The sequence below is a fragment of the Moraxella sp. Pampa genome, assembly GCF_035181385.1.
GTDB lineage: Bacteria > Pseudomonadota > Gammaproteobacteria > Pseudomonadales > Moraxellaceae > Moraxella.
This window is the reverse complement of the sequence record NZ_JAXCJK010000003.1, coordinates 239,747-265,680: the sequence shown is the minus strand read 5'-3', so window position 1 is coordinate 265,680 and position 25,934 is coordinate 239,747. Positions and strand designations below refer to the sequence as shown.

General features: G+C 41.7%; 16 protein-coding genes and 1 pseudogene. 12 read left to right on the top strand and 5 right to left on the bottom strand.

What is annotated here, in order from left to right; translation table 11 throughout:
• Positions 1-6 precede the first annotated feature (6 nt).
• Together R0123_RS07295 and R0123_RS07290 are read left to right on the top strand one after the other, a co-directional pair.
• Complete coding sequence (locus R0123_RS07295) at positions 7-1,629, top strand: iron ABC transporter permease (protein ID WP_323843588.1); 1,623 nt, start codon at positions 7-9, stop codon at positions 1,627-1,629.
• A gap of 158 nt (positions 1,630-1,787) precedes the next feature.
• On the top strand, positions 1,788-2,798 hold the full coding sequence (locus R0123_RS07290) for an ABC transporter ATP-binding protein (RefSeq protein ID WP_323843587.1): 1,011 nt from the start codon (positions 1,788-1,790) through the stop codon (positions 2,796-2,798).
• Positions 2,799-2,971: 173 nt separating this feature from the next.
• Here the strand turns inward: R0123_RS07290 and iscX are convergent, their stop codons facing one another.
• On the bottom strand, positions 2,972-3,172 hold the full coding sequence (gene iscX / locus R0123_RS07285; RefSeq protein ID WP_323843586.1) for a Fe-S cluster assembly protein IscX: 201 nt from the start codon (positions 3,170-3,172) through the stop codon (positions 2,972-2,974).
• Positions 3,173-3,275: 103 nt separating this feature from the next.
• Here iscX and R0123_RS07280 point away from each other — a divergent pair, with 103 nt between their 5' ends.
• The 8 genes from R0123_RS07280 (at position 3,276) to R0123_RS07245 (ending at position 16,174) form a co-directional block, all read left to right on the top strand.
• Positions 3,276-4,022: an epoxyqueuosine reductase QueH gene (locus tag R0123_RS07280; protein ID WP_323843585.1), complete on the top strand. Its 747-nt coding sequence runs from the start codon at positions 3,276-3,278 to the stop codon at positions 4,020-4,022.
• 258 nt (positions 4,023-4,280) lie between these two features.
• Complete coding sequence (gene katG / locus R0123_RS07275) at positions 4,281-6,542, top strand: catalase/peroxidase HPI (protein ID WP_323843584.1); 2,262 nt, start codon at positions 4,281-4,283, stop codon at positions 6,540-6,542.
• A gap of 309 nt (positions 6,543-6,851) precedes the next feature.
• On the top strand, positions 6,852-7,772 hold the full coding sequence (locus R0123_RS07270) for a restriction endonuclease (protein ID WP_323843607.1): 921 nt from the start codon (positions 6,852-6,854) through the stop codon (positions 7,770-7,772).
• Entirely contained in the window at positions 7,769-12,034 is a 4,266-nt protein-coding gene (locus R0123_RS07265; protein ID WP_323843583.1) for an Eco57I restriction-modification methylase domain-containing protein, read from the top strand. Before R0123_RS07270 ends, R0123_RS07265 begins: the two co-directional genes overlap by 4 nt.
• Positions 12,035-12,157: 123 nt before the next feature.
• Positions 12,158-13,744, top strand: a complete 1,587-nt coding sequence (locus R0123_RS07260; protein WP_323843606.1) for a catalase — start codon at positions 12,158-12,160, stop codon at positions 13,742-13,744.
• A 76-nt stretch (positions 13,745-13,820) separates the two neighbouring features.
• On the top strand, positions 13,821-14,237 hold the full coding sequence (locus R0123_RS07255; RefSeq protein ID WP_323843582.1) for a surface-adhesin E family protein: 417 nt from the start codon (positions 13,821-13,823) through the stop codon (positions 14,235-14,237).
• A gap of 260 nt (positions 14,238-14,497) precedes the next feature.
• Complete coding sequence (gene yaaA, locus R0123_RS07250) at positions 14,498-15,283, top strand: peroxide stress protein YaaA (RefSeq protein ID WP_323843581.1); 786 nt, start codon at positions 14,498-14,500, stop codon at positions 15,281-15,283.
• 72 nt (positions 15,284-15,355) lie between these two features.
• On the top strand, positions 15,356-16,174 hold the full coding sequence (locus R0123_RS07245; RefSeq protein WP_323843580.1) for a putative RNA methyltransferase: 819 nt from the start codon (positions 15,356-15,358) through the stop codon (positions 16,172-16,174).
• A gap of 188 nt (positions 16,175-16,362) precedes the next feature.
• On the opposite strand, the gene R0123_RS07240 is transcribed toward R0123_RS07245, so the two are convergent.
• The 4 genes and pseudogenes from R0123_RS07240 to R0123_RS07225 all read right to left on the bottom strand — a co-directional run.
• Positions 16,363-17,469, bottom strand: a complete 1,107-nt coding sequence (locus tag R0123_RS07240) for a cytochrome-c peroxidase (RefSeq protein WP_323843579.1) — start codon at positions 17,467-17,469, stop codon at positions 16,363-16,365.
• Between the two features lie 265 nt (positions 17,470-17,734).
• On the bottom strand, positions 17,735-20,368 hold the full coding sequence (topA, locus tag R0123_RS07235; protein WP_323843578.1) for a type I DNA topoisomerase: 2,634 nt from the start codon (positions 20,366-20,368) through the stop codon (positions 17,735-17,737).
• A 152-nt stretch (positions 20,369-20,520) separates the two neighbouring features.
• Positions 20,521-21,051, bottom strand: a complete 531-nt coding sequence (locus tag R0123_RS07230; protein ID WP_323843577.1) for a hypothetical protein — start codon at positions 21,049-21,051, stop codon at positions 20,521-20,523.
• A 6-nt stretch (positions 21,052-21,057) separates the two neighbouring features.
• A pseudogene (locus R0123_RS07225) lies at positions 21,058-23,715 on the bottom strand (DNA translocase FtsK); the annotation flags it as partial.
• A gap of 325 nt (positions 23,716-24,040) precedes the next feature.
• On the opposite strand from R0123_RS07225, the gene trxB reads away from it, so the two are divergent.
• Together trxB and aat are read left to right on the top strand one after the other, a co-directional pair.
• Positions 24,041-24,979 carry a thioredoxin-disulfide reductase gene (gene trxB, locus R0123_RS07220; RefSeq protein WP_323843576.1) on the top strand — a complete coding sequence of 313 codons (939 nt, stop codon included), beginning with the start codon at positions 24,041-24,043 and terminating at the stop codon, positions 24,977-24,979.
• Between the two features lie 181 nt (positions 24,980-25,160).
• Positions 25,161-25,910, top strand: coding sequence for a leucyl/phenylalanyl-tRNA--protein transferase (gene aat / locus R0123_RS07215; protein WP_323843575.1), 750 nt, complete (start codon positions 25,161-25,163; stop codon positions 25,908-25,910).
• The last annotated feature ends 24 nt before the right edge of the window (positions 25,911-25,934 follow it).

Genomic DNA, 25,934 nt, shown 5'->3' with positions numbered 1-25,934 from the left:
ATAGCAATGAAATTTTCAAACAATTTGACAAGCAGATATTCAGCCCTAATGACTGCCAATATTTGGCTCATGCTTTGTGCTTTTTTGGTCATCATTCCAATTGGTGTTATTGTGGCATCGCTGGGGGAGTTTGATGCTGAGATTTGGGAATTTTTACTAGACTATCAGCTCCCAATTTTGCTTAAAAATACAATATTTTTAACTGTATCGGTCGCCTTTGGCGTCATTACACTCGGTACAAGCACTGCTTGGCTTGTCTGTATGTATCGGTTTCCTTTACAGCGGATATTTCGCTGGACCATGATGTTGCCACTTGCTATCCCTGCTTATGTTTTGGCATTTGTACAGTTGGGTATTTTTGAGTATTCTGGAACTATCAGTACTTTTTTAAGGCAGAGTATGGGGTTTGAAAATGGATTGCCAGATATTAGAAATGGCTTTGGTGTAGCAACCATAATGAGCTTAACTTTTTATCCTTATGTGTATTTACTTGCCAAAAATGCCTTTGATAGTATGGGGAATCGCTCTTTGGAGGTGGGGGCTTCATTAGGACTGTCGCCATTACGCTCATTTTTTAAAATTGCCCTACCTATGGCACGCCCTTGGATTGCTGGGGGTGCGATATTGGCATTAATGGAAGTATTGGCGGACTTTGGTACAGTATCTGTTTTTGGATTTGAGACTTTTACCACCGCTATTTATCAATCTTGGTTTGGATTTTTTTCACTACAAACCGCCAAGCAATTAGCAAGTTTATTGATTGGCTTTGTGTTCATTTTAATCGCCTTAGAGCAACTTAGCCGTGGCAAAAAACGCTTTGAGACAACAGGTCGTGGCACTCATCACCAACAAACGACACTTACAGGCAAAGGCAAATGGCTCGCTTTTGCTTATTGCTTAACGATTTTATCACTTAGTTTTATTATACCTGTCATACAGCTTATTATTTGGGCGGTGAACACGTGGCAAAAAACAGATATATCAGAACTATTTACCCAAATTTGGCATTCTATGGCAACTGGTGGTATCGCTGCGTGTTTAATTTGTGTGTTTGCGTTTGGTATTGCGTTGGCACATAGACAAGTAAAGAATACTTGGACAAATGTGCTAAGTCGCATATCTACGCTTGGCTATGCCATTCCAGGTACAGTGCTGGCGGTTGGGGTGTTTGTGCCAATCGCATGGGTAGATAATGTTTTAATAGAATACCTAGCACTTGAAGATACACAAATACTTAGGGGCACTTTATTTGCACTTTTGTTGGCTTATTTGATTCGTTTTTTGGCCTTGGGCGTATCGTCCATACAGTCAGGTATGCAACGGCTAAAACCAAGCCACATAGAAGCAGCACACACCTTAGGCTCGGTAGGAATTCACAACATCAGACGCATATACCTACCGCTTCTATCAGGTTCTATGAGTACCGCCTTATTGATCAGCTTTGTTGATGTGGTCAAAGAGATGCCTATTACCTTGATGATGCGTCCTTTTGACTGGGAGATGCTGTCGGTAAAAATATACGCCCTTACCAGTGAAGGGATTTATGACCAAGCAGCATTACCTGCACTCATCATTGTACTGATCGGCTTGATTCCTGTGATTTTATTTGCTCGTATGGAGACCTCTTAATCTCATCACAAACAAACACCACATTCAGTTAAAAACTCATTGGGATAATCTTAGCCTTAAAAAAGAAACTCGGTTGATGACACTCATAAAAACAACCAGCAAATACCCAATTAACCACCATGCCAATCAAGCATGATGGATATTTTAGGAGCGATGTCATGACACTTGCTGTCAATAATTTAAGCTTGCAATTTGGCAACAAAACCATTTTTAGCGATGTCAATTTTCATCTAGAACAAGGGCAAATTGCCTGCCTTTTAGGGCATTCTGGGTGTGGCAAAACCAGCATTTTAAGATGCTTGCTGGGGTTTGAAACCCCAAAAACAGGACAAATTGTTCTCAATGACCGCACACTCTTTGACAAATCCACCCACATTGCTGCACACAAACGCAACATCGGCATGGTATTTCAAGATTATGCACTTTTTCCACATTTGACCGTTGCCCAAAATATCGCTTTTGGACTGACAAATATCAACAAAGCCGACCAACGCCAACGAGTATCCGAACTGCTTGAGTTGATAGAAATGACAGGCTTTGAATCTCGATATCCACACCAACTATCTGGCGGTCAGCAACAAAGGGTGGCGTTGGCAAGATGTCTTGCCCCCAAGCCAAGTCTCATTTTGCTGGATGAACCATTTTCCAATCTTGATGTGGATTTAAGAATAAGCTTATCTCACCAAGTCAAAGAACTGCTAAAATCTCAAAATGTCATTTCCATCTTGGTTACGCATGACCAAAATGAGGCATTTTGTATGGCAGATATGGTAGGAATCATGTCTGATGGTAAACTACAAGGTTGGGATACGCCGACCAATTTGTATTATCGCCCTGCCAACGAGCAAATTGCCAAGTTTATTGGTAATGGGGTCATTGTCACACTTGATGATTATGCCCAGCATTGTCAAAGCATCGCCACCAATCCTAACGGCAAAAAACTACTCATTCGTCCAACACAGACATCATTTTGTAGCCATACAGCCCAAGGAGCACTGCAAGCCACCATTACCGACAAATCATTTATTGCAGGAGATTGGTTATACAGACTAAGTCATGTTCAAAACCAAAAAACCACCTCTTTTCTTATTCAGACACAAGGTCCTATGGCGACACATCAAGTCGGTGATGAAGTTCATTTTGTCATCAATGAAGGTACTGTTGTCTGATGACTATTAAAAGCAAGTGAATGGTTTTTTAACACCATACAATGTGAATGTCAGTGATGAGTATAAAGAAAATACATAGTATGTACTAATAAAAACAAACAACACAAAGCAGCACAGGATATCACAACAGTTATGATATCCACATTACCAAAGCACCAACGAACAAGTTAGAATCAATCTAACTCATCAAGCCACGCCATTTGAATGGCCTCCAGTATGGCTTCATTGGATTTGTCGGGGTCGCCCACAAAGCCATCAAGTTCACACACATAGCGGTGCAAATCGGTAAAGCGAATGTATTGCACATCTTCATTGGGGTATTTGTCTGCCAACTCAATGGCAATGTCTAGGGTGTTGTGCCAGTCAAATTTCATAAAAGCTCTTTGGGTTAAATTTGCTCAATTTTAACAAATTTTGTGCTTAAATACCACTCAAATCAATGCTATAATACGCCCAAATTTTAGCCCATTAGCCATTATGACCGCACAAATTCACACCCCAGACCAACATCACAGCCCCAAAAAAGGCAAAGCCCAAATCGCCAAAGCCGATCCAACAAATCCACATCTTACGCCGATTGACCGCCCAATTTTGACCCCACCAAATGGACACAAAAAAGTGCTTTTGCATTCGTGCTGTGCCCCTTGTTCGGGCGAAGTGATGGAAGCGATGATTGCCAGCGGTATTGAATTTACTATTTATTTTTATAATCCCAATATCCACCCCAAAAAAGAATACGACATTCGCAAAAACGAAAACATTGCCTTTGCTGAAAAACACGGCATTCCCTTTATTGATGCAGACTATGATATGGACAACTGGTTTGCTCGTGCCAAGGGTATGGAACAAGACCCTGAGAGAGGTCGTCGTTGTACCATGTGCTTTGATATGCGTTTTGAACGCACTGCCTTGTATGCTTATGAGCATGGCTTTTCGGTGATGACCAGCTCTTTGGGGATTAGTCGCTGGAAAAATATGTCCCAAATCAACGATTGCGGTCATCGTGCGGCCGCCCCTTATGAAGGGCTTGAGTATTGGGATTTTAATTGGCGTAAAGGCGGTGGTAGTAGTCGTATGATTGAGATTAGCAAGCGTGAGCATTTTTATCAACAAGAATACTGTGGCTGCGCTTATTCGCTCCGTGATACCAATAATTTTCGCCGTAGCCAAGGGCGTGAACCCATTAAAATTGGGGTTAAATACTATGGCGATGATGAAGAATAAACCCCAAAATCATAAGACCGCTTACTTTGGCGGTCTTTTTTTTATGTTGATATATTAACATCTTTATAGATCAGTTTTCTAAATAAAAAACTATTTTTTCAAGTTTAGTAAATTTAAAATTTAAATCAAAAAATTAAAAATAATATATTTTACTAATTAAAATGCGATATCTATAATCTCTTACAGGCATTTAATCTTAGTTAAATGTTTTCATTCATATATTTGTATTTATCAGCCAACCAAAAAGAAGGTAAGCATATGAGTAACCCAAACAACCCCCAAGACATCGTCCTAGACGAACTTAACGACAGCCAAAAGCCCTTTGCCCCACAGCACGGTGGCGGTTGCCCATTCCACGGTAGCAATACCAAAGACGGCGAAACGCCAATGGCGTGGTGGCCCAAGGCACTAAACCTTGATATTTTGCACCAACACGACAAAAAAGTAAACCCACTGGGCGAAGATTTTGACTACGCCCAAGAGCTTAAAAAACTGGATGTGGACGCCCTAAAAAAAGACTTAGAAGAAGTTTTGCGTAACAGCCAAGACTGGTGGCCTGCTGACCACGGCTACTATGGCGGTTTGATGGGTCGTTTGGCGTGGCACTCAGCAGGTAGCTACCGTGCGGCAGACGGTCGTGGCGGTGCCAACACAGGCAATATCCGCTTTGCCCCCCTAAACTCTTGGCCAGACAACGCAAACCTTGACAAAGCACGCCGTCTATTACAGCCTATCAAACAAAAATACGGCAACAAAATCTCGTGGGCGGATTTGATTGTACTGGCTGGCACAATGGGCTATGAAGCGGCGGGTCTTAAAACTTTTGGTTTTGCCTTTGGTCGTAAAGACATTTGGCACCCAGAAAAAGACACTTATTGGGGTAGCGAAAAAGAATGGCTTGCCAAAACAGGCTCAGAGGGCAACCGTTGGTCTGGCGACCGTGATTTGCAAAACCCACTGGCAGCGGTAATGATGGGTCTAATTTACATCAACCCAGAAGGCGTGGACGGCAACCCTGACCCAATCGCCACCGCGCGTGATATGAAAATCACCTTTAAGCGTATGGGCGTAACCGTAGAAGAAACCGTTGCCCTTGTGGCAGGTGGACACACCATCGGCAAACAGCACGGCAACGCAGACGCCAGTAAAGTCGGTGCAGAGCCTGAGGGTGCGGACATCGCCAATCAAGGCTTGGGCTGGAAAACCGATGCCAAAGATGTTGCCAAAATCACATCAGGTATTGAAGGGGCGTGGACAACCAATCCTGACCGTTGGGACAATGAGTTTTTTAAATTGTTGTTCAAATACGAAGACAAATTTGTCAATGTCAAATCGCCAGCAGGGGCTCATCAATGGGAACCGTCTGAAATGGACGAGGAAGATATGCCTGTTGACCAAAACGACCCGTCTATCAAACGCAAAATCACGATGAATGACGGCGATATGGCACTTATCAAAGACCCAGAATACCGTGCGATTTCTGAAAAATTCTTGAACGACCAAGCGGCGTTTGACGATGCCTTTGCGCGTGCGTGGTTCAAACTGACCCACCGTGATATGGGACCAAAATCTCGCTATCAAGGACCACTTGTGCCAAGCGAAGACTTGATTTGGCAAGACCCAATCCCTGCCCCCAAATATGTGCCAACCGCTGATGAGATTAACTCTTTAAAAGAAAAAATCTTGGCATCTGATGTAAGCATTGGCGAGCTTGTGGCAACTGCTTGGGACAGTGCTCGCACTTTCCGTGGGTCGGACTATCGTGGTGGTGCCAACGGTGCACGCATTCGCCTAGCACCCCAAAAAGACTGGGTAGGCAATGAGCCAGAGCGTCTACAAAAAGTGCTAAGCGTGCTTGAAGGCATTCAAAAAGCCTTTGCTGATGACAACGGTGGTAAAGAAGTCTCAATGGCGGATTTGATTGTATTGGCAGGCACAGCAGCCGTTGAAAAAGCGATTAAAGACGCAGGGCTTGATGTAGCAGTGCCATTTGATGCAGGGCGTGGCGATGCAGTACAAGAGATGACCGATGCCGAGAGCTTTGAGTACTTAAAGCCAGTTCACGACGGTTTTAGAAACTTCCAAGAAGCCCACTATGCCCCACAACCAGAAGAGCTTTTGCTTGACCGTGCACAGCTTTTGGGCTTGACGGCGGTGGAAATGACCGTGCTTGTGGGTGGTTTGCGTGTATTGGGTGCTAACTTTGAAGGCAACAAGCACGGCGTGTTTACCGACAAAGTGGGCGTGCTAAGTAACGACTTTTTCCGTAACCTTGTGGATATGAACTACACTTGGGAGCCAACAGGTCGCAACAGCTACAACATCAATGAGCGTAAATCTGGCGAAACTAAATTTACCGCCACTCGTGTGGACTTGGTGTTTGGCTCAAACTCAATCTTGCGTGCCTACGCTGAGCTATACGCCCAAGACGACAGCCGTGAAAAGTTTGCTCGTGACTTTGTCAAAGCGTGGACAAAAGTGATGAACGCCGACCGTTATGACCTAGGCTACAACTGCTAATTGCGTTACCGCTAGTTTGTTCTAAAAAACACTCCCGATTGGGGGTGTTTTTTTATCGGCAAGCCGTAAATTTTATGCTAAAATAGTTGCCAAATACCTTGTCAAAATTGTTTTAAAAACACAAATAAAATGATTGCAAATCAATTTACCATCCTTATAATGTTCAGCCGTTCAGCCGTTCAGCCGTTCAGCCGTTCAGCCGTTATTTTGCCGACTTTTAACTAGAAGTCAAGCCAAATTTTACCCATTTTTTAGCCTACCGCCGTTTGGTGGTGGGTTTTTTGTATGCCTACAACAAGGTGGTGTGTGATGATCACCAAGCCACTCTTTTTTAACAAAAACATACCCAATTTAAGCGTTGTTAATGTCAATGAAAATGCTTTATACCAACATTGCCCTGAAATTTTAGAAATTTTATTAAAAGATAGAACCACTTCTTTTTATAGCAAACGCAAATGCAATATTATTTGGGCAAATCATAATTACCAATATTTGGGCGAACACTACAAAGCCACTTGTCAAATCACCCCCAATCTTATCACAGGCGATAACAAAGGCTTGATTGTACCACGAGCATTAAAGCCAAAATCAGAACAAAAACAGCGTACCAAAAATAAAGCTGAGGTTTTTACCCCCAGTTGGGTGGTCAAATTACAAAATGATGCGTTGGATGAAAATTTTATCAATGACGATTTAATAACTTATATTTCACGCAGTTGGCTTGAAATCACTTGTGGCGAAGCACCGTATATCGCCAATCGCTATGAAATGACCACCGCCAAAAAAATACCAATCAAAAAAAGAGTCGGTTTTTTGGACAGAAAACTACAAAGAATCAACAAAGAAATTCACTATAAGCAACAATGGCAAAAACTGGTCAAAAAAGCCTATCAAGCAAGTTATGGCTTTGAATGGAATGGCGATTCTTTATTATTGGCAAGGCAAAATTTGCTTTTTACTTATTGGGATTTTTATGTGGACAAATGGCAATGCGAACCGTCTTTTGCTGAATTAATGCAAATTGCCCAAATTATCAGCTACAATGTTTTTCAAATGGACGGCTTGACACAATGTATTCCGTTATCACAAAAAATTGAAACGATTATTCATTATCAAAACGATTTATTTGACAATGTGCAATCAAAAACCATTGTTACAAATGGTCAGCGTGTCAAAATCAAAGATTGGCAAACAGGTAAATTGATTGACTTTATGGAGATTAATGTATGAACAAAGCGAACATACAAACCACCAAAGCGATTTTTCCGCAGATTTATGCGTATACGCTACCAACTGTCAGCGATAAAAACGGTTGGGTAAAAATTGGCTATACCGAACGCCAAGATGTGCGTACTCGCATCAAAGAACAGGTGGGCACGGTGGATTTGGCATATGATTTATTGTGGCGTGAGATTGCTAAATTTTGTAATAATCAATATTTTACCGACCATTTATTACACAGTTATCTAAAACGCCATAAGAATGTCAAAAACAAACCAAATACCGAATGGTTTTTTTATAATGGCACACCCCTAAAAAGTTTGGATGATTTTAATGATTTTGTCGCTCAACATTACAATCAACAAAAAGAACAATCAGATTATCAATTACGCCAAGAGCAACAAGATGCGGTCAATCAAACTTTGGCGTATTTTCAAGAAAATAAAAATGGCAAATTTTTGTGGAATGCCAAGCCAAGATTTGGCAAAACCTTAACCACTTATGATTTGGCAAGGCAATTAAATGCCAAAAAAGTATTGATTTTGACCAACCGCCCTGCCATTGGTAATTCGTGGTTTGATGATTTTGAACAATTTATTGCGTGGCAAACCGATTATGTTTTTGTTTCTACATCAGAGAGTCTAAAAGGGCGTGCGGTATTAAACCGTGAGCAATATACCAACCAATTAAATCAGCCCAATGGCAAAAAAGACATCATCGCTTTTATTTCTTTGCAAGATTTAAAAGGGTCAATACATTTTAGTGCAGACGGCAGGATTGATAAATTACAATGGGTCAAAGAGTTACAATGGGATTTATTGGTCATTGATGAAGCACACGAAGGTGTGGATACCCTAAAAGCTGATGTGGCTTTGGAGAATATCACTTGCAATTATGTTTTGCATTTGTCAGGTACGCCATTTAAAGCATTGTCAGACGGTAAATTTACCCAAGATGAGATTTATAATTGGAGCTATGTGGATGAACAATCCGCTAAATTAAATTGGTCTAATGAAGACAGCAATCCTTATAAAACTTTGCCGACTTTAAATTTATTTAGCTATCAGATGAGTGCGATGATTAGCGATGAAGTGAATAAGGGGGCGGATATTGAAGGTCAAAATCTGGATTTTGCGTTTGATTTGAATGAATTTTTTGCGACCAATGATAAAGGCAAATTTGAACACGAAAAAGAAGTGAAAAAATGGCTAGACACTTTATCCAAAAACGAAAAATACCCTTTTTCTACCAAAGCATTGCGAGATGAAATCAAGCATTCTTTTTGGTTATTAGAGCGTATAGACAGTGCCAAAGCCTTAGCCAAATTACTAAACAATCACCCTGTTTTTGAAAATTATCATATTATTTTGGCAGTGGGCGATGGGCGTTTTGATAATGAAACGGTCAATCAAAATGCTCTGCAACGAGTCAAAGAAGCCATTAAAAATCACGATAAAACCATCACGCTATCGGTTGGACAACTCACCACAGGCGTTACCATTCCAGAGTGGACGGCGGTTTTGATGTTATCCAATGTCAAATCGCCTGCACAATATTGGCAAACGGCTTTTCGTGCCCAAAATCCTTGGGTCTATGAAAAAGACGGTCAAGTTTTGCAAAAGAAAAATGCGTATGTGTTTGATTTTGCCCCAGAACGCACTTTGATTATTTATGATGAATTTGCCAATAACTTATTGTCAAGCACTTCAAATGGCGGTGGCACAGAAAACCAACGAAAAGACAACATCAAACAACTCTTAAATTTCTTTCCTGTCATTGCCGAAGACAGCGAAGGCAAAATGGTGGAGCTTGATGTCAATCAAGTATTAACCATTCCAAAATTATTTAAAGCCAACCAAGTGGTCAGACAAGGCTTTATGAGTAATTTGTTATTCCAAAATATTTCAGGGATTTTTGGGGCAAATAGCGAAGTGCTTGAAATTTTGGAGCAAATTGAGCCTTATGATAATGGCAAAATCAACAAAGAAAAAGTCAATAAACCGATTGACACACAAGGCGTGCAAGTAGATGATGACGGTAATGCGGTGGTGGATAATAAAACGGTTATCAATACCAACAATGCTCGTTTTGGCGAAAAAGTTTATGGCGATATTCAGACAGCAACCAAGACCATTATTCAAAATGAAAATTTGCATAATGACGATTTGGCAAAAAAAGTTACCGATATATTCACACAAACCGCCTTTGTTGAATTGGCAAAAGACAATGGCTTAACCGAAAAATTTGCACAAAAAGTTGTAAAAGAACAAAGCCAAGCGATAATAGGCGAAATCCAAAAAATACAAAGCCATAGCCAAATCGCTCAAAACCAAATCAAAGCCGAATATGAAAATGACTTAAAAAACGCCCAAAGCGATGATGAAAAACAGCAAATCCAAAAGGATTATGAAATCAAAACGCAAATCATCACACAGGATTTACAAAATCAAATTAGCCAAAAGGTTGGCGAAAAAGTCGCCGAGTTTACCCAAAATAGCACCGAAACCATTTTGCAAAAAGCCGAACAAAACAAACAAAACACGGTTGAAGACGATGTGCGTGGGCGTTTGCGTGGATTTAGTCGCACCATTCCGTCATTTTTGATGGCGTATGGCAACAAAAACACCACTTTGGCAAATTTTGATAACCATATTTCAGACAGCGTTTTTAAAGAAGTTACTGGCATTACGCTTGACCAATTTCGCCTATTAAGGGACAAACACCAATTTTTTGATGAGCAAGTTTTTGATACTTCCGTACAAGAGTTTTTAAATAAACGCTTTGATTTGGCAAACTATTTTGAACATCAAAAAGAAGACATTTTTGATTATATTCCACCCCAAAAAACCAATCAGATTTTTACCCCAAAATGGGTGGTAAAAATGATGATAGATAAATTTGAACAAGAAAATCCTAATATTTTCAAAAATCCTGATTTAACTTTTGCTGATTTGTATATGAAATCTGGGTTATATATGACCGAGATTGTCAAACGGCTATATATTGGACTAGAAAATCAATTCCCAAATCCGACCGAGCGATTAAAACATATTTTTGCCAATCAAGTCTATGGTTTTGCCCCAAGCGAGATTATTTATCAAATTGCCAAAAACTTTATTTTAGGGTTTGCTGATAATCAGCATATCAAGCACAATATTGTGATGCTGGATACTACGCCATACGCCGAAAGCCTGTATAAAGGGGGCGATTTGGATTTTAATAAAAAATTAACCGATTTTTTTGGAAAAGCAATGAAGTTTGATGTAATTGTGGGCAATCCGCCTTATCAAGAAAATGCAAAAGGCGAAAGCACAAAAGATACGCCTATTTATCATCATTTTTATGAATTGGCAGAAAAACATTCTGATAAATATTGCTTAATTTCACCAGCCAGATTTTTATTTAATGCTGGCAGTACGGATAAAAATTGGAATGAAAAAATGCTAAATGATAAACACATTAAAGTTGTTTATTATGAGCAAAAATCCGATAATTTATTTTCCAATACCGATATTAAAGGTGGTATTGCCATTTTATACCGTGATATTTATCAAGATTTTGGAAAAGTTGGTACATTTACGACTTTTAGTGAATTAAATACAATTTCTCTAAAAGTTGGGCAATTAGCAAAAGATACATTAGATGAGATTGTTACCAATCGTGGACAATATCGTTATTCGGATAAAATTTATAAAGATTATCCAAGCGAAATGACACAAATATCAGATAGAAGAATTGCTTCAAACGCTTTTATTAAATTGCCTAATCTTTTCACTGATAAAATTCCTAATGATGGGGGAGAGTACATTCAAATTCTAGGAAGATTTGAAAATGATAGATGCTTTAAATGGTTTAAAAGAGCGTATTTAAGCGAGCCTGAAAATTTGGGGTCTTTTAAAGTCATTTTACCCAAAGCCAACGGTTCTGGGGCGATTGGTGAAGTGCTAAGTACACCCCTAATCGGGGAACCCCTAATCGGGTATACCGAAACCTTTGTAGCCATTGGTTGTTTTGATAATCGTTTGGAAGCTGAAAATTGCTTAAAATATATTAAAAGTAAATTTGCTCGGACAATGCTCGGTATTTTAAAAATTACCCAAGATAATACCAAAGAAAAATGGTCAAAAGTCCCCCTACAAGATTTTACCAATAATTCCGATATTGATTGGACAGTCTGTATAGCCGATATTGATAAGCAACTGTATGCCAAATACGGATTAAGCGACGATGAAATCGCTTTTATTGAAAGCAAAGTAAAAGCGATGGAATGATACAAAAACCAACATACATTTTCATTCATTCTTGCTATAATGAGTTTTTAACCCTAGCCATCGCCAAGGATTTTTATGACAGACAAAAAAGCTATGAAAGACAACAAAATGACAGACAACAAAATGACAGACAACAAAACCAACACGATTGACCCCCAAACGCTTGAACTACAAGATGCCCACAAAGCCGTTTGCCCTGTTACCCACCTGACACGCCAAAACGGTGCGCCTGTGGTCTCAAATCAAAACAGTATGACCGCAGGGGCAAGAGGTCCTATCCTACTGCAAGATTTGTGGCTTAACGAAAAACTTGCCGACTTTGCTCGTGAAGTCATTCCAGAACGGCGTATGCACGCCAAAGGCTCTGGGGCGTTTGGTACATTTACCGTAACCCACGATATCACAAAATACACCCGTGCCAAGATTTTTAGTGAAGTTGGCAAAAAAACCGAAATGTTTGCACGCTTCTCCACCGTGGCAGGCGAGCGTGGGGCTGCGGACGCCGAGCGAGACATTCGTGGCTTTGCCCTAAAATTTTATACCGAAGAGGGCAACTGGGATATGGTGGGCAACAACACGCCCGTGTTTTTCTTGCGTGACCCCCTAAAATTTCCTGACCTAAACAAAGCGGTCAAAAGAGACCCACGCACCAATATGCGTAGTGCCACCAACAACTGGGATTTTTGGACGCTGCTGCCAGAGGCGTTGCATCAAGTAACCATTGTGATGAGCGACCGTGGCATTCCCAAATCCTACCGCCATATGCACGGATTTAGTAGCCATACTTACAGCTTTATCAATGCTGATAACGAACGCTTTTGGGTCAAATTCCACTTTCGCACAAAGCAAGGCATCCAAAATTTGACGGATAGCGAAGCAGAGGCGGTAATTGCCAAAGACCGTGAAAGCCACCAAAAAGATTTGTACGAAGCCATTGAACAAGGCGATTTTCCCAAATGGACGATGTTTATCCAAGTCATGCCAGAAGAAGAGGCAAGTAGCGTGGATTTTCACCCCTTTGACTTGACCAAAGTGTGGTCAAAAAAACAGTTTCCCTTGATACAAGTGGGCGAGTTTGAACTAAACAAAAATCCTGACAACTATTTTTTGGATGTGGAGCAAGCCGCCTTTGCCCCAAGCAATCTGGTGCCAGGCATTAGCGTATCGCCTGATAGAATGTTGCAAGCACGCCTTGTCAATTATGCCGATGCCGAACGCTATCGTTTGGGCGTAAACCGCCACCAAATCCCTGTGAATGCCCCCCGTTGTCCTGTGCATACCAACCACCGAGACGGTCAAGGGCGAGTGGATAGCAATTACGGTAGCCGTCCGCACTATGAACCAAACAGCTTTAACCAATGGCAAGAACAACCACAATTTGCCGAACCACCCTTAAAGATTGACGGACACGCTGCGATTTTTGATTTTCGTGAAGACGATAATGATTATTTTAGCCAGCCACGCGCGTTGTTTAATCTGATGAACGACACGCAAAAGCAAGCCTTGTTTGACAGCACCGCAGCGGCAATGGGCGATGCCTTGGATTTTATTAAATACCGTCATATTCGTAACTGCTACTTTTGCGATAAAGCCTATGGTGAGGGCGTTGCCAAGGCTTTGGGTGTGAGTGTGGATGAGGCGATACAAGCCTATGACAGCGACCCTGCCAAGCATTTGCCAAGCTGTCTAAATCCCAAAGATTTTATGTAAAATTAAAAAAACCACTCTTAATGGGTGGTTTTTTATGGTTCAACAAATTAAAATAGTCAAAATTTAAGGAGGCTTTATGAAAAAATATCTTATCATTGCGTTCATGCTTGCCACGCCTGCCTTTGCAAGCGATTGGGTGCAGACAGGCGAAACCAAAGATTTTAAAGATTATTTAGACAAAGACAGCGTGCGTGTCGAGTCTTTTACAGGCGGTGGGCGGTATGTCAGTGCGTGGGTACGATTCGATTTTAAAACCGCCCAAACTTCTTTCAGTGGCAAAACCTATTGGCAAATCAAATCTCTTTACCATTTTGACTGCACCCATCAAAAACGGGATTTTAGTAGCGCGGTGCTTTATGACAAGCAAGGCAACAGCGTATGGAGCGAAACCTATCCCATTAGCTTTTATAGTTCGCAAAATTGGGATGATGTAATCCTAGATTCGGCAGGCGAAGCAAATTTTAAGATGGCGTGCCAGCTTGCGGGGCTGTGAGAGCGATCCTATCCGCCACTTGCCAAGCTGTTTAAATCCTAAGGATTTTAAATAAAAGTATTAGCAATTTTTTATAGATGTTTATAGTGATAAAAACCGCCTTTTTTTGGGGGCGGTTTTTTTGGAACACGCAAAAACCTCACAACCCATAAGTCGGCCTGTAAATGCACAAAACATAAGAATTGGTAATTTTAACTTTGTATTTTGACAAATTTTACCTATAATAAAGTAAGTTAGTTTGAATAATTTGGAAAATTGCCATGTATTTTTTATTATCCCCTGCCAAGAATCTAGACGAAAAAACACCCATTCCAGTCAGTCTTAATCATCAATACAGCCAGCCTGCTCTTATTGAACACGCCATCGAGCTGATGAAAACTCTAAAAACCAAAGATGTGCTAGATTTGCAAGAGCTCATGCACATTTCTGCCAAAATTGCCGAACTTAATGTCGCACGCAATCAAATTTGGGCGTATCCTTTTGATGATAATGCCAAACCTGCCGCTTATTTATTTGATGGCGATGTCTATACAGGGCTTGATGCCTATTCACTCAATGAGACACAAATCTTGTATCTAAACAAGCATTTAGGCATTTTGTCAGGACTGTATGGATTGCTCAAACCACTGGATTTAATGCTCCCTTATCGTCTTGAAATGGGCACAAAATTCAAAACGCCTCACGCTGATGATCTATATCAATATTGGGGTGATACAATCACCAACCTGATTAACGAACGCATTGTAAATAGCGGTTCTGATGTTTTAGTCAATTTGGCGTCTAACGAATATTACGGTGCGGTTAAGCCCAATAAAATCAACGCCAGCATCATCACACCAAAATTCCTTGACCAAAAGAATGGTCAATACAAAATCATCAGTTTTTATGCTAAAAAAGCTCGTGGCATGATGGTAAACTTTGCCACCAAAAATGCCATCACTGACCCTGAGCAATTAAAAAACTTTGATGTTGATGGCTATTATTTTGACGAACTGGCAAGCACAGACAAAGACTGGGTATTTAAAAGAGATGAGATAAAAGCATAAATGTGTGATTGGCATAGCCAAAAACCATCTTTTACGATAAAATAGGACGATTTTTTACTAAGCCATCAAACAATGCTCACCTGCCCCATCTGCCAAACCGTTCTAGATTTACAAGGCAAAACTTATACTTGTCAAAACCGCCACAGCTACGACATCAGCAAGGACGGCTATGTCAATTTACATATCGTTCAGCACAAAAATAGCCATCATGCAGGCGACACACCAGAATCGGTACAGGCTCGCAGACGCTTTTTATCAGGTGGGCATTATCAGCCACTGCGTGATGAAATTGCAAGTATCATCAACAAGCTGTCGCCCAAGACGATACTTGACATCGGTTGTGGTGAAGGCTATTACACAAGCATCTTGGCAGATGATGGCAGACAAGTGATTGGCTTAGATATTGCCAAAACTGCCATCATTACCGCCTCAAAAACTTATAAAAATCAAGATATTCACGGCGGTATTACTTGGGTAGTTGGCACAGGAGTGGTACTGCCTGTGGCTGATGGCGATATGGATATTTGCACGAGTTTTTTTAGTCCTTTACCAAAAGCTGAAATGCTCAGAGCTTTAAAAACTGGTGGCCATCTACTCATCGCCACACCCGCTCAGCAGCACCTTTATGCCATGCGTGAACAGTTATTTGGTGTGGTCAAGCCACACGACCCCACCAAGTTCATCACTCAACTGTCGCCAGAGTTTACACTCATTGACGAATGGTGTATTGATGCCCCACTGATGCTTGATGGTCAAAGTTTGGCTGATTTGATTGACATGACCCCTTACACCTACAAGGCCAAACTTGACCGCAAAACAGCCCTAAAAATGCAAAGTGATTTTAAAGTAACAGCGTCTTTTTGTATTTATTTATTTAAAAAAACCAATTAAAATCTACACCAGCTTAAAGACGGATCAGATGAGTAGACAACCACACTCGGTCAGTTATTTTTAAAATGAAAAGCCATAAAATTTTGGGTCATTGCCATTAAAGTAGCAAGCACATTTTTACCTTTATGATTATTCTTAAAATAAAAAACAAGACAATCACAGACTGCCTTGTTTTTTTATTCATCTGATTATTTACCAAATGGATTGGGTAATGGCGTGTTCGGATTTGATGGCGGTAAGTGTGGGTATTGCAGTTTTGGCTGGTCGCCTGTTAAGGTTTTTAAAAATGCCACAATATCAGCCGTCTCTACCTCAGTAAAATCTTGATTCAGCTGAATTTTACCCATGATTTTCACCGCTTCTTCTAGTGAATTTACTTGACCGTCATGGAAGTACGGATAGGTCAGCTCAATATTACGAAGCGTTGGTACTTTAAAGAGCATTTTATCCTCTGGTTTGCCAGTTACCGCAAACCGACCTTCAGATAAATTTTTGGTGGTATATTGCTCAAATACACCAAACTTTTGGAATGAACCGCCACCTAGCAATTCACCATTATGGCATGCCACACAGCCTGATTGCTTAAATGTTTTATAACCACGCAATTCTTGTTCATTAATTGCCTTATCATCGCCAGCAAGCCACTTATCAAAACGGCTGTTTGGCGTAACCAGCGTATCCTCAAAACTTGCTAATGCACGAGTTACCTGTTCAATAGTGATGGCATCTTGATAATCACTAAATGCCTTTTTAAATTCATCTTGGTACGCAGGAATACTATTTAATACTTTAACCACATGGTCATGAGTAGATGCCATTTCAAGTGGATTTTCAATTGGCCCGCCCGCCTGCTCTTTTAAGGTATTAGCACGACCATCCCAAAACTGAGCAATAGCAAGACCGCTATTTAACACAGTAGGAGAGTTAATTGGACCCTCTGCCCACTTATGCCCAATAGAAGTTGGCATATTATCCGTACCACCCATCGCAAGATTGTGGCACGAATTACACGACAAACCGCCAGACTTAGATAAGCGGGTATCAAACCACAGTTTTTGACCAAGTGCAACCGCCTTCGGGTTGTCAATATTGGGTAAAGCAATCGGTTTAATCGGCTCATCTGGGCGAGTACTGACCAGCGACTCTTGACTTGCTTGTTGCTCGTCTTGGGCGACTGGCTTGGTGGCAGACTCTGGACGAGCAAACTGTGTCAAAGCAAGCAGTCCAACAAACACAACAGCCAATATCGCAATCAAAGTAGAAAACATCATTACTGATAAGCCAAAACGCTTCATGGCAAACTCCAAAATTGATTAGTAACAACTAGAATAGATATGTAACAAAATAAACACATAATATTATTATGGTTTTAATATAAATCCATACTCTTAAAATGTATATTAGATAAAATCAATACTCTAAATCAAAATAATTTATAACCAAGTGTTATGGTTGTAATTCACCAAAATTTATGTGGATTTAGCCATACAAAAAAAGCCTGCTCATCGGCAGGCTTTTTTATTCAAAATCAATCATTAAAAATTGCTTAAAATACTGGCATTACGCCTCTATCCATTTACCATCTCGCCACACCAAGGCAAAGCGTGTTGCCTTGCCATCTTTTTCTGAGCCAATATATTGTTCGGCATTCTTACGAGACCAGCGAAGAATCGTTGGATTGCCTTTATCATCAGCATCTGGCGCATCAAACAAATAGGCAAACTTTGGTTCCAGCTCATCTTTAATCGGACGAAGCTCACTAAGTTTTGGTGGGCGAGTCTCACGAACTTTGGGAAATTTGCTGGCCGCCAAAAATAAACCTGCAGCTCCTTCACGAAGTACATAATGATCATCAAATTTCTGTGAGCGTAGATTTGGCATACTGATCGCAGCCATGCGTGGTGGTGCAACTTCACCATTTTTTAGCACCTTTCTGGTATTATCACAGTCATTGCAGGCAAAATAAGCACCAAAGCGACCTGTTTTTAAAGTCATCTGCCCATCACATTTATCACAAGAAATGGCAGGCACATCTTTGGTATTTTCTGTTGCCACCAGCTCAAAAACACCTCGTTCAAGCATATAGCCATCACAGTCAGGATTATTGCCACAGATGTGTAATTTTAAGCCACCATCAACGATACAAGCCTCCATTGCTGAGTTGCATTTTGGACAACGCTTTTTCTCCATCAAGGCATTCACCTCTGCCGAATCATCATCAACATCAAAAATAAGGGCCGATGCTGATACGAGGTTTTTTGTACCTTTACAGCGTTCTTTTGGTGGTAGATTATAGCCTGTGCAACCTAAAAACACACCAGTTGAACCTGTACGAATTTGCATGGGGCGATGACACAAATCACAGTGAATGTCTGGCACATTGGTTGGGTCATTAGGACGCATGCCGTCTTTACCTTTGGCGGTGTCAAGTTTATTCTTAAAATCGCCATAAAAATTATCCAACACTCGCTTCCAATCTTGATGACCCTCAGCGACTTCGTCCAACTTATCTTCAAGACCTGCTGTAAATGCATAATCCATCAAATCAGGAAAACTTTCTATCAGTCGTTCGGTTACGATATCACCCATTTTTTCAGCATACAGGCGTTTATTTTCCAGTCGGACATAGCCTCGCTCTTGAATGGTAGAAATGATGGAAGCATAGGTTGATGGCCTGCCAATACCACGACTTTCAAGCTCTTTAACAAGACTTGCCTCAGAATATCTGGCAGGCGGCTTGGTAAAATGCTGGCTAGGCTCAATGCTAATGAGTGGTAATTTTTCACCTACTTGTACATTTGGCAATAGCACATCATCACTTTTAGTGGGGGATTGAACCTTAGTATAGCCATCAAAGACCAGTTTACGCCCCTTGGCTCTGAGCTCTACACCGTTGGCATCTACAATAAGACTGACCGAACGATAACGGGCAGGCACCATCTGACACGCCACAAACTGTCGCCAAATCAATTCATAAAGCCGCTGTGCATCTCGCTCCATTGCTGTCAGCTGGCCAGATTTGATGGCAACGCTGGATGGGCGAATCGCCTCATGAGCCTCTTGGGCATTTTGCTTATTGCCATAATGATTAGGCTTTTCTGGCAGATATTCTTGACCAAACGCCTTGCCAATGTAATCACGCACCGCTGTTAAAGCATCTTGACTTAAAAAAGTTGAGTCGGTACGCATATAAGTAATAAAACCTGCTTCATACAAACGCTGGGCAAGAATCATGGTTTTTTTGACCGAAAACCCCAAGCGAGTACTCGCAGCTTGTTGCAAAGTTGATGTGATAAAAGGTGCGGACGCTTTAGATTGAGTAGGCTTTTCATCAATGCTAGACACAACAAAATCAGCATTACTTAAAATACGAACGATCGCATCAGCATCGGCTTGGTTGCCAAGTTCTAGGTTTTTTCCTTGAAATTTGGTTGCCTCTAGGCGTATCGTATCACCAATCACTTGGTTATTGGTATGAATTTCCCAATATTCCACAGGCACAAAGGCACGAATCTCTCGTTCACGCTCTACCACCAGACGAGTTGCCACTGACTGCACTCGCCCTGCTGACAGCCCACGAGCCACTTTTGCCCATAATAATGGCGACACCATAAAGCCCACCACACGATCAAGAAATCTTCGTGCTTGCTGAGCATTCACTCGGTCAATATTTAGCTTACTTGGATTTTTAAAGGCATTTTGCACGGCGGTTTTGGTAATTTCATTAAACACCACTCGGCTATATTTATCATCATTGCCACCAATCACCTCTTTTAGGTGCCATGCAATCGCCTCACCCTCTCTGTCCAAGTCCGTTGCCAGGTAGATGGTGTCTGCCTCTTTTGCCAACGCTTTCAACTCTCGAATCACTTTGGTTTTGTTTGGCAAAACCTCATACACCGCCTCCCAATCATGCTCAGGGTCTACGCCCATACGACGCACAAGTGCACGCTGTGCCTTTTGCTCACGAGACAGCCCTGTTTCATCGCTTTTTTCTTTGGCTCTATCCTTACCAGACACAGGCAAATCACGCACATGACCGACACTAGAACGCACAATAAAGCCATCGCCTAAGTATTTATTAATCGTCTTGGCTTTGGCAGGTGATTCTACAATAACCAGCGATTTACCCTCAGTAGGCGATTTAGGCTTGGCAGCTTTACTGATTTTTTTGGTGGTTGCTTTCACAGCCATGAAGTTACCTTTTTATATTGGTTTTTATTGGATTGTCCACTAAAATGGACAAAATTGACCAGTCAAAATACTATTTTATAAAATAGCACACAATCGCCCATCATGACAAGATGGCAATCATGATTGATGATAATTATTAACAGCCAACCGCATCATTTGCGTGCATTGACAAAATCACCCAATATGTTGAGTGCTTGACACAGCTTTTGCAAATCCATTTTGGCAGTATTTATATCTAATTGATGCATACCTTGTGATGACTGATAATGAGCATCTGCCCAATACAATGCTACGCTGTTGGCTTTAAATTGCAATCCCACCGCATGATCTGTGATGGTCTTTGGCATATTCTCAATCAATGTGGCAAGTTCATCATCAGCCCCCTGCCACACACCATCAACACGAACAAAACGCACCATCGGCAATCGCCAATCATCACGCACCATGGCGTACATTGCCACAAAATCAGTCTTAGCGGTATGATGATTTTGTTTTTGAGGCTTGGCAGGTAGCCAGTTTGGGCGAGTGATAAGCTTAGGATTAATGCCAAACTGACGAGCCAACAGGCGAAAATCTGCCGTCCTCACCTCATGAGCTTTGGGTTTTAGGGCAAAAATATTACCCAATAAAAAACCCAAAATGCCCAATGCCACAATGATGGGCAAATAACCATGTAAATCCATATCAACCTACATCAAAATCTGACGCTTGCCACTGTGATCTGCTGCACTGACCACCCCTCGCTCTTCCATCACATCAACAATGCGTGCAGCACGATTATAGCCAATACTAAATTTACGCTGTAAGGCAGAAATAGAGACCTTACGAGTCTCCAAAATGTGCGATACCGCCAAATCAAAATACTCATCATCACCGCCTGCACCGCCATCGCCAGAGCCCTCTCCTTCAAAGGTATAGCTTTCGCTTAAATCGATATAATCAGGCACGCCCCTTTCACGCCAAGCATCCGTTACACGATTTACCTCATCATCTTTAACATACGCCCCATGCACACGCTCAGTCTCAATCGCCCCTGGTGCCAAAAACATCATATCACCATGCCCAAGCATATTCTCCGCCCCAGATTCTTCGATGATGATGCGACTGTCGGTTGCAGAGTTCACACGCAAAGCAACACGAGAAGGAATGTTGGACTTGATAAGACCAGTAACCACATTTGCCACAGGTCTTTGGGTTGCCAAGATTAGATGAATGCCTGCCGCACGAGATTTTTGGGCAAGTCGGACAATCGGCTCCTCGGCAGTTTTGCCAAGTTGCATGATCATGTCGGCAAATTCATCTGCCACAACGACAATTTTTGATAATGGTTTTAGCTTAGGCGCACCATCACTCACATGATCAGAAGCATGCCACAATGGATCTAAAATTGGCTCACCAGCTTCATTTGCCTCGGCAATCTTCTGGTTAAAAGCGGCCAAATTGCGTACACGCAGCTTGCTCATGAGAAGATAACGGCGTTCCATCTCGGTAACGCACCAATTAAGTGCAGCGGTCGCTTCCGCCATATCAGTGATGACAGGGGTCAGCAGATGCGGAATGTCGACATAATTGGCCAGTTCAAGCTGTTTTGGATCAATCAGCATCAGTTTGAGCTCGTCTGGCGTATATTTTAACAGCATAGACATCAAAAACGAATTCACCAGTACCGATTTGCCCGAACCTGTCGTACCTGCCACCAGCATATGTGGTGCTTTGGCAAGGTCAGCAATCACAGGTTTGCCATTAATATCTGCCCCAATAGCAATGCTGATGCCAGCATTTGGGTTTTTATAGTCATCAGTATCCAAAAGCTCAATCAGACCAACCTCTTGGCGATTACGGTTTGGCACCTCAATGCCAATATAGGATTTGCCTGCAATCACAGGAATCACCCGCAAAGAAGTCATACGCATGGAGCGTGCCAAATCCTGAGAAATCTTGCTGACCCGACTCGCCTTGATGCCTGCCGCCAAGTCCACTTCAAAGCGAGTAACCACAGGCCCCACCATCGCCGAAATCACACTGGCTTTGATGTTAAATTCTTGTAATTTGATTTCAAGCAATTCTGAGAGTTCTTGGAGTTGGCTTGGGGTATAAGTGATGAACTTTTTAGGTTTTGGGTCTAAGATATCAAGCGTAGGCACAGGACTTAGACTCATGCGATATTCCAATGTACTCATGGCGTGTGATTTTGGTCTCTCAACACCGCTTGGCATGGATTTTGGCATGATATTATGCACAGGTGCTTGCTCTACTTTTGTTGACTCCGCCATTTGAAAGTCATCAGGCTGAAAGGCATCAAACTGAGGGGCATTAGGCAACTCAAACGATCCAACATCGTTATTGACCGCCAGATCACCCAAATCCAACCCCTTTAAATCCACTTTTGTTTTTGGCAAGCTCATTTCTTGCAAGTTTGTTTCTTGCAAATCAGGCAAAATCACCTCATCAAAACCCACCTCATGAGAAACATCGCTGTCATTGATATCCGACAACACCACTGATTGCTCAATAAAATCATCAAAAGCGGTCGGTTCATCAGCCTGATGGGGTGCATTAGCATCCACAACGCTCATTTCGCCTACGACATCATTGGGCAAATTCTCATAGTTGGGCTGAGTATGCGTCTCATAGATTGGCATGCTACCTGTATGATCTTCTGCAAGCTTACTGTCCAATTCCGCCTGTTTTTTGGCGATCAACTCCTCACGCAAACCAGAATTTACCAAAAAGCTCTCCAGCGTGCCTTCGTGATTGTGTGGCTGATAATTAGGAACTATTGGGCTGTTTTGACTGATGATGAATTTATCATGATAACTACTTTCATCACTCATCATATCTTTTGTATCAACTTCATCAACCCCCGCCTTGCGGTAACGCTTTTGCCAAAATGCCAGCCAAGGAATGTCAAAAGTCAAAACCGCCACAACCAGCCCAACAACACCCAAAAATCCGATTGTAGCCATCACGCCTAACACCCCCACCAATGATGCCATCAGCTCATGCCCAAGCACGCCACCAAAGATGGTTGATTTATTCCCCCACCATGTACCAATTTGTGCACAAAGTGCACTTACGCACGCCAATAAGAACACATAAGCAAAGAATCGTAATAGCCAAAAAACAGAAGTACGCTCCCACCACAAATGCACCAACTCATACACAATCACCAGCAAGATAAACCACGCACCAAATCCAAAAAACACAAGCAAAATATCTGCTGTCCATGCCCCCAAACGACCGCCAATATTGGTAATGTCTTGATGAGCACCCACATAAGACCAAGCAGGGTCGGTAGGGTCATAAGAAAACAAAGAGACGAACAAAAATGCAAATAATGCTACAGCAACCACACTAAAAAACAAGCGTTTAATAGTAGGCAGCTGACCGAGCATTTGATTGACAAAATCGTATTGTAGTAGTTTATTCATGGTATGATGCTTTATGGTAGGCGGTCAAAAATTCAAACTCTACATTATATAGGATAACGCTTTGATATACCAAAAGTTTTATCATGATTTTGCAAAAAATTTTTAATAGGCTGGATACTATTCTCTAAATTTACTTTTGTCAATCATGACGATTTGCCAGATTTGTCTTGCAATCTTTACTAATTTTCCCATATACTAGAAAAATTTATATAGATATTAGATTTAATCATTGGGATTTTTCATGACACATCACAAACTGATCATTTTGGGTTCTGGACCTGCTGGCTATTCAGCCGCCATTTATGCTGCTCGTGCCAACCTAAACCCTGTCATCATCACAGGCTTGACTGTGGGTGGGCAGTTGACCACCACCACTGAGATTGACAATTGGCCAGGTGGTCGCCACGGCCTAACGGGCACAGCACTTGTTGAAGAAATGAAAGAGCACGCCGAACGATTTGGCACACAGCTTATTTATGACCACATTCAAGATGTGGATTTACAAAATCGCCCATTCACACTCATGGGTGATAAACAAAGTTACACTTGTGATGCACTCATCATCGCCACAGGGGCAACCGCTCAATATCTAGGGCTTGAAAGCGAATCTAGATTCATGGGTCGTGGTGTGTCAGCTTGTGCAACTTGTGATGGATTTTTTTATAAAAATCAAAAAGTTGCGGTTATTGGTGGTGGTAATACTGCTGTTGAAGAGGCCTTGTACCTATCAAATATTGCAAACCATGTAACGCTGGTGCATCGCCGTGATGCCCTGCGTGCTGAAAAAATCATGCAAGAACAATTGTTTGAGAAAGTCAACAATGGCAATATTTCTATTGAATGGAACAGCACCATCAAAGAAGTTGTGGGTGATGAGATGGGCGTTACTGGGGTGGTCATTGAAAACACAGACGGCACAAGCAAAACACTTGATGTAACAGGAATGTTTGTTGCCATTGGACATACACCAAACACTGCCATGTTTGATGGTAAAATCAACATGAAAGATGGCTATATCACAGTCAATAGCGGATTAAATGGCAATGCCACCGCCACCAGCGTACAAGGCGTGTTTGCCGCAGGCGATGTCGCCGACCACATCTATCGCCAAGCCATCACATCGGCAGGAACGGGCTGTATGGCAGCACTAGACGCTGAAAAGTATTTAGACGGTTTGTAATTTTTAAACCAATCAAAGGGCGATGAATTTTTCGTCCTTTTTGACTTGGCTCATTGGTCATTACCGCAATCATTCAATATTTTGATTTTGTCGATATCATCTGTTGTTTTGATAAACTTTTGCTGTCATTGGTTATAAACAATATCCATGTAGTACTTAGCAACAATACGCCATTAACATCATGCAAATTCTTAGTCTTGCCGACCTACACGCCATTGCTGACCGCTCTGTGTTTAATTTCTCTAACATCATTGATGTGGCAGACGAAGACGGCTTTATTGGTGCAGGAGCTGACTTATCCATCGCCACGCTATTAAATGCCTATCGTGTGGGGGTCTTTCCTTGGTCTAATGATGGCGACCCAATTTGTTGGTGGTGTCCACCTGTTCGCTGTGTGCTACGCCCCCACGATTTTCAACCGTCTAACAGCCTTGTCCGCACTGCCAAAAAATCCACTTGGCAAATCAGCACAAATACCGCTTTTAAGCGTGTTATTCACGCCTGTGCCAAACCTCGCCTTTATGCTGATGATACTTGGATAACCACTCAAATGATAGATGCTTACACACGCCTGCATGAAATAGGCGTGGCGATTAGCATTGAGATTTGGGAAGGCGAACCACAAATCAGCGAGCTGATTGGAGGGCTGTACGGTTTACAACTTGGTGCAGTATTTTGTGGTGAGAGTATGTTTCACACTCGTACAGACGCATCAAAAATGGCATTTTGGGCAATGAATGTGATTGCAAAACACAAAAATATACAACTGATTGATTGCCAATTAGAAAACTCACACCTAATGAGTCTTGGAGCAACTTTAATCCCAAGGGCAGACTTTCTTGCTCAAATCAGCATACTAAACCATACCATCACACCACAATTAAATGGCAGAATGCCTGTTAAAGAATTGGTGGCTTTTACTGATCAATGATAGGAAAAAATATTTTGCCCAGCG

Bases quoted from the DNA above. Each gene is read 5' to 3' on its own strand.
- R0123_RS07295 (WP_323843588.1), top strand. From the start codon at position 7: ATGAAATTTTCAAACAATTTGACAAGCAGATATTCAGCCCTAATGACT.
- R0123_RS07290 (WP_323843587.1), top strand. From the start codon at position 1,788: ATGACACTTGCTGTCAATAATTTAAGCTTGCAATTTGGCAACAAAACC.
- iscX (WP_323843586.1), bottom strand. From the start codon at position 3,172: ATGAAATTTGACTGGCACAACACCCTAGACATTGCCATTGAGTTGGCA.
- R0123_RS07280 (WP_323843585.1), top strand. From the start codon at position 3,276: ATGACCGCACAAATTCACACCCCAGACCAACATCACAGCCCCAAAAAA.
- katG (WP_323843584.1), top strand. From the start codon at position 4,281: ATGAGTAACCCAAACAACCCCCAAGACATCGTCCTAGACGAACTTAAC.
- R0123_RS07270 (WP_323843607.1), top strand. From the start codon at position 6,852: ATGATCACCAAGCCACTCTTTTTTAACAAAAACATACCCAATTTAAGC.
- R0123_RS07265 (WP_323843583.1), top strand. From the start codon at position 7,769: ATGAACAAAGCGAACATACAAACCACCAAAGCGATTTTTCCGCAGATT.
- R0123_RS07260 (WP_323843606.1), top strand. From the start codon at position 12,158: ATGACAGACAACAAAACCAACACGATTGACCCCCAAACGCTTGAACTA.
- R0123_RS07255 (WP_323843582.1), top strand. From the start codon at position 13,821: ATGAAAAAATATCTTATCATTGCGTTCATGCTTGCCACGCCTGCCTTT.
- yaaA (WP_323843581.1), top strand. From the start codon at position 14,498: ATGTATTTTTTATTATCCCCTGCCAAGAATCTAGACGAAAAAACACCC.
- R0123_RS07245 (WP_323843580.1), top strand. From the start codon at position 15,356: ATGCTCACCTGCCCCATCTGCCAAACCGTTCTAGATTTACAAGGCAAA.
- R0123_RS07240 (WP_323843579.1), bottom strand. From the start codon at position 17,469: ATGAAGCGTTTTGGCTTATCAGTAATGATGTTTTCTACTTTGATTGCG.
- topA (WP_323843578.1), bottom strand. From the start codon at position 20,368: ATGGCTGTGAAAGCAACCACCAAAAAAATCAGTAAAGCTGCCAAGCCT.
- R0123_RS07230 (WP_323843577.1), bottom strand. From the start codon at position 21,051: ATGGATTTACATGGTTATTTGCCCATCATTGTGGCATTGGGCATTTTG.
- trxB (WP_323843576.1), top strand. From the start codon at position 24,041: ATGACACATCACAAACTGATCATTTTGGGTTCTGGACCTGCTGGCTAT.
- aat (WP_323843575.1), top strand. From the start codon at position 25,161: ATGCAAATTCTTAGTCTTGCCGACCTACACGCCATTGCTGACCGCTCT.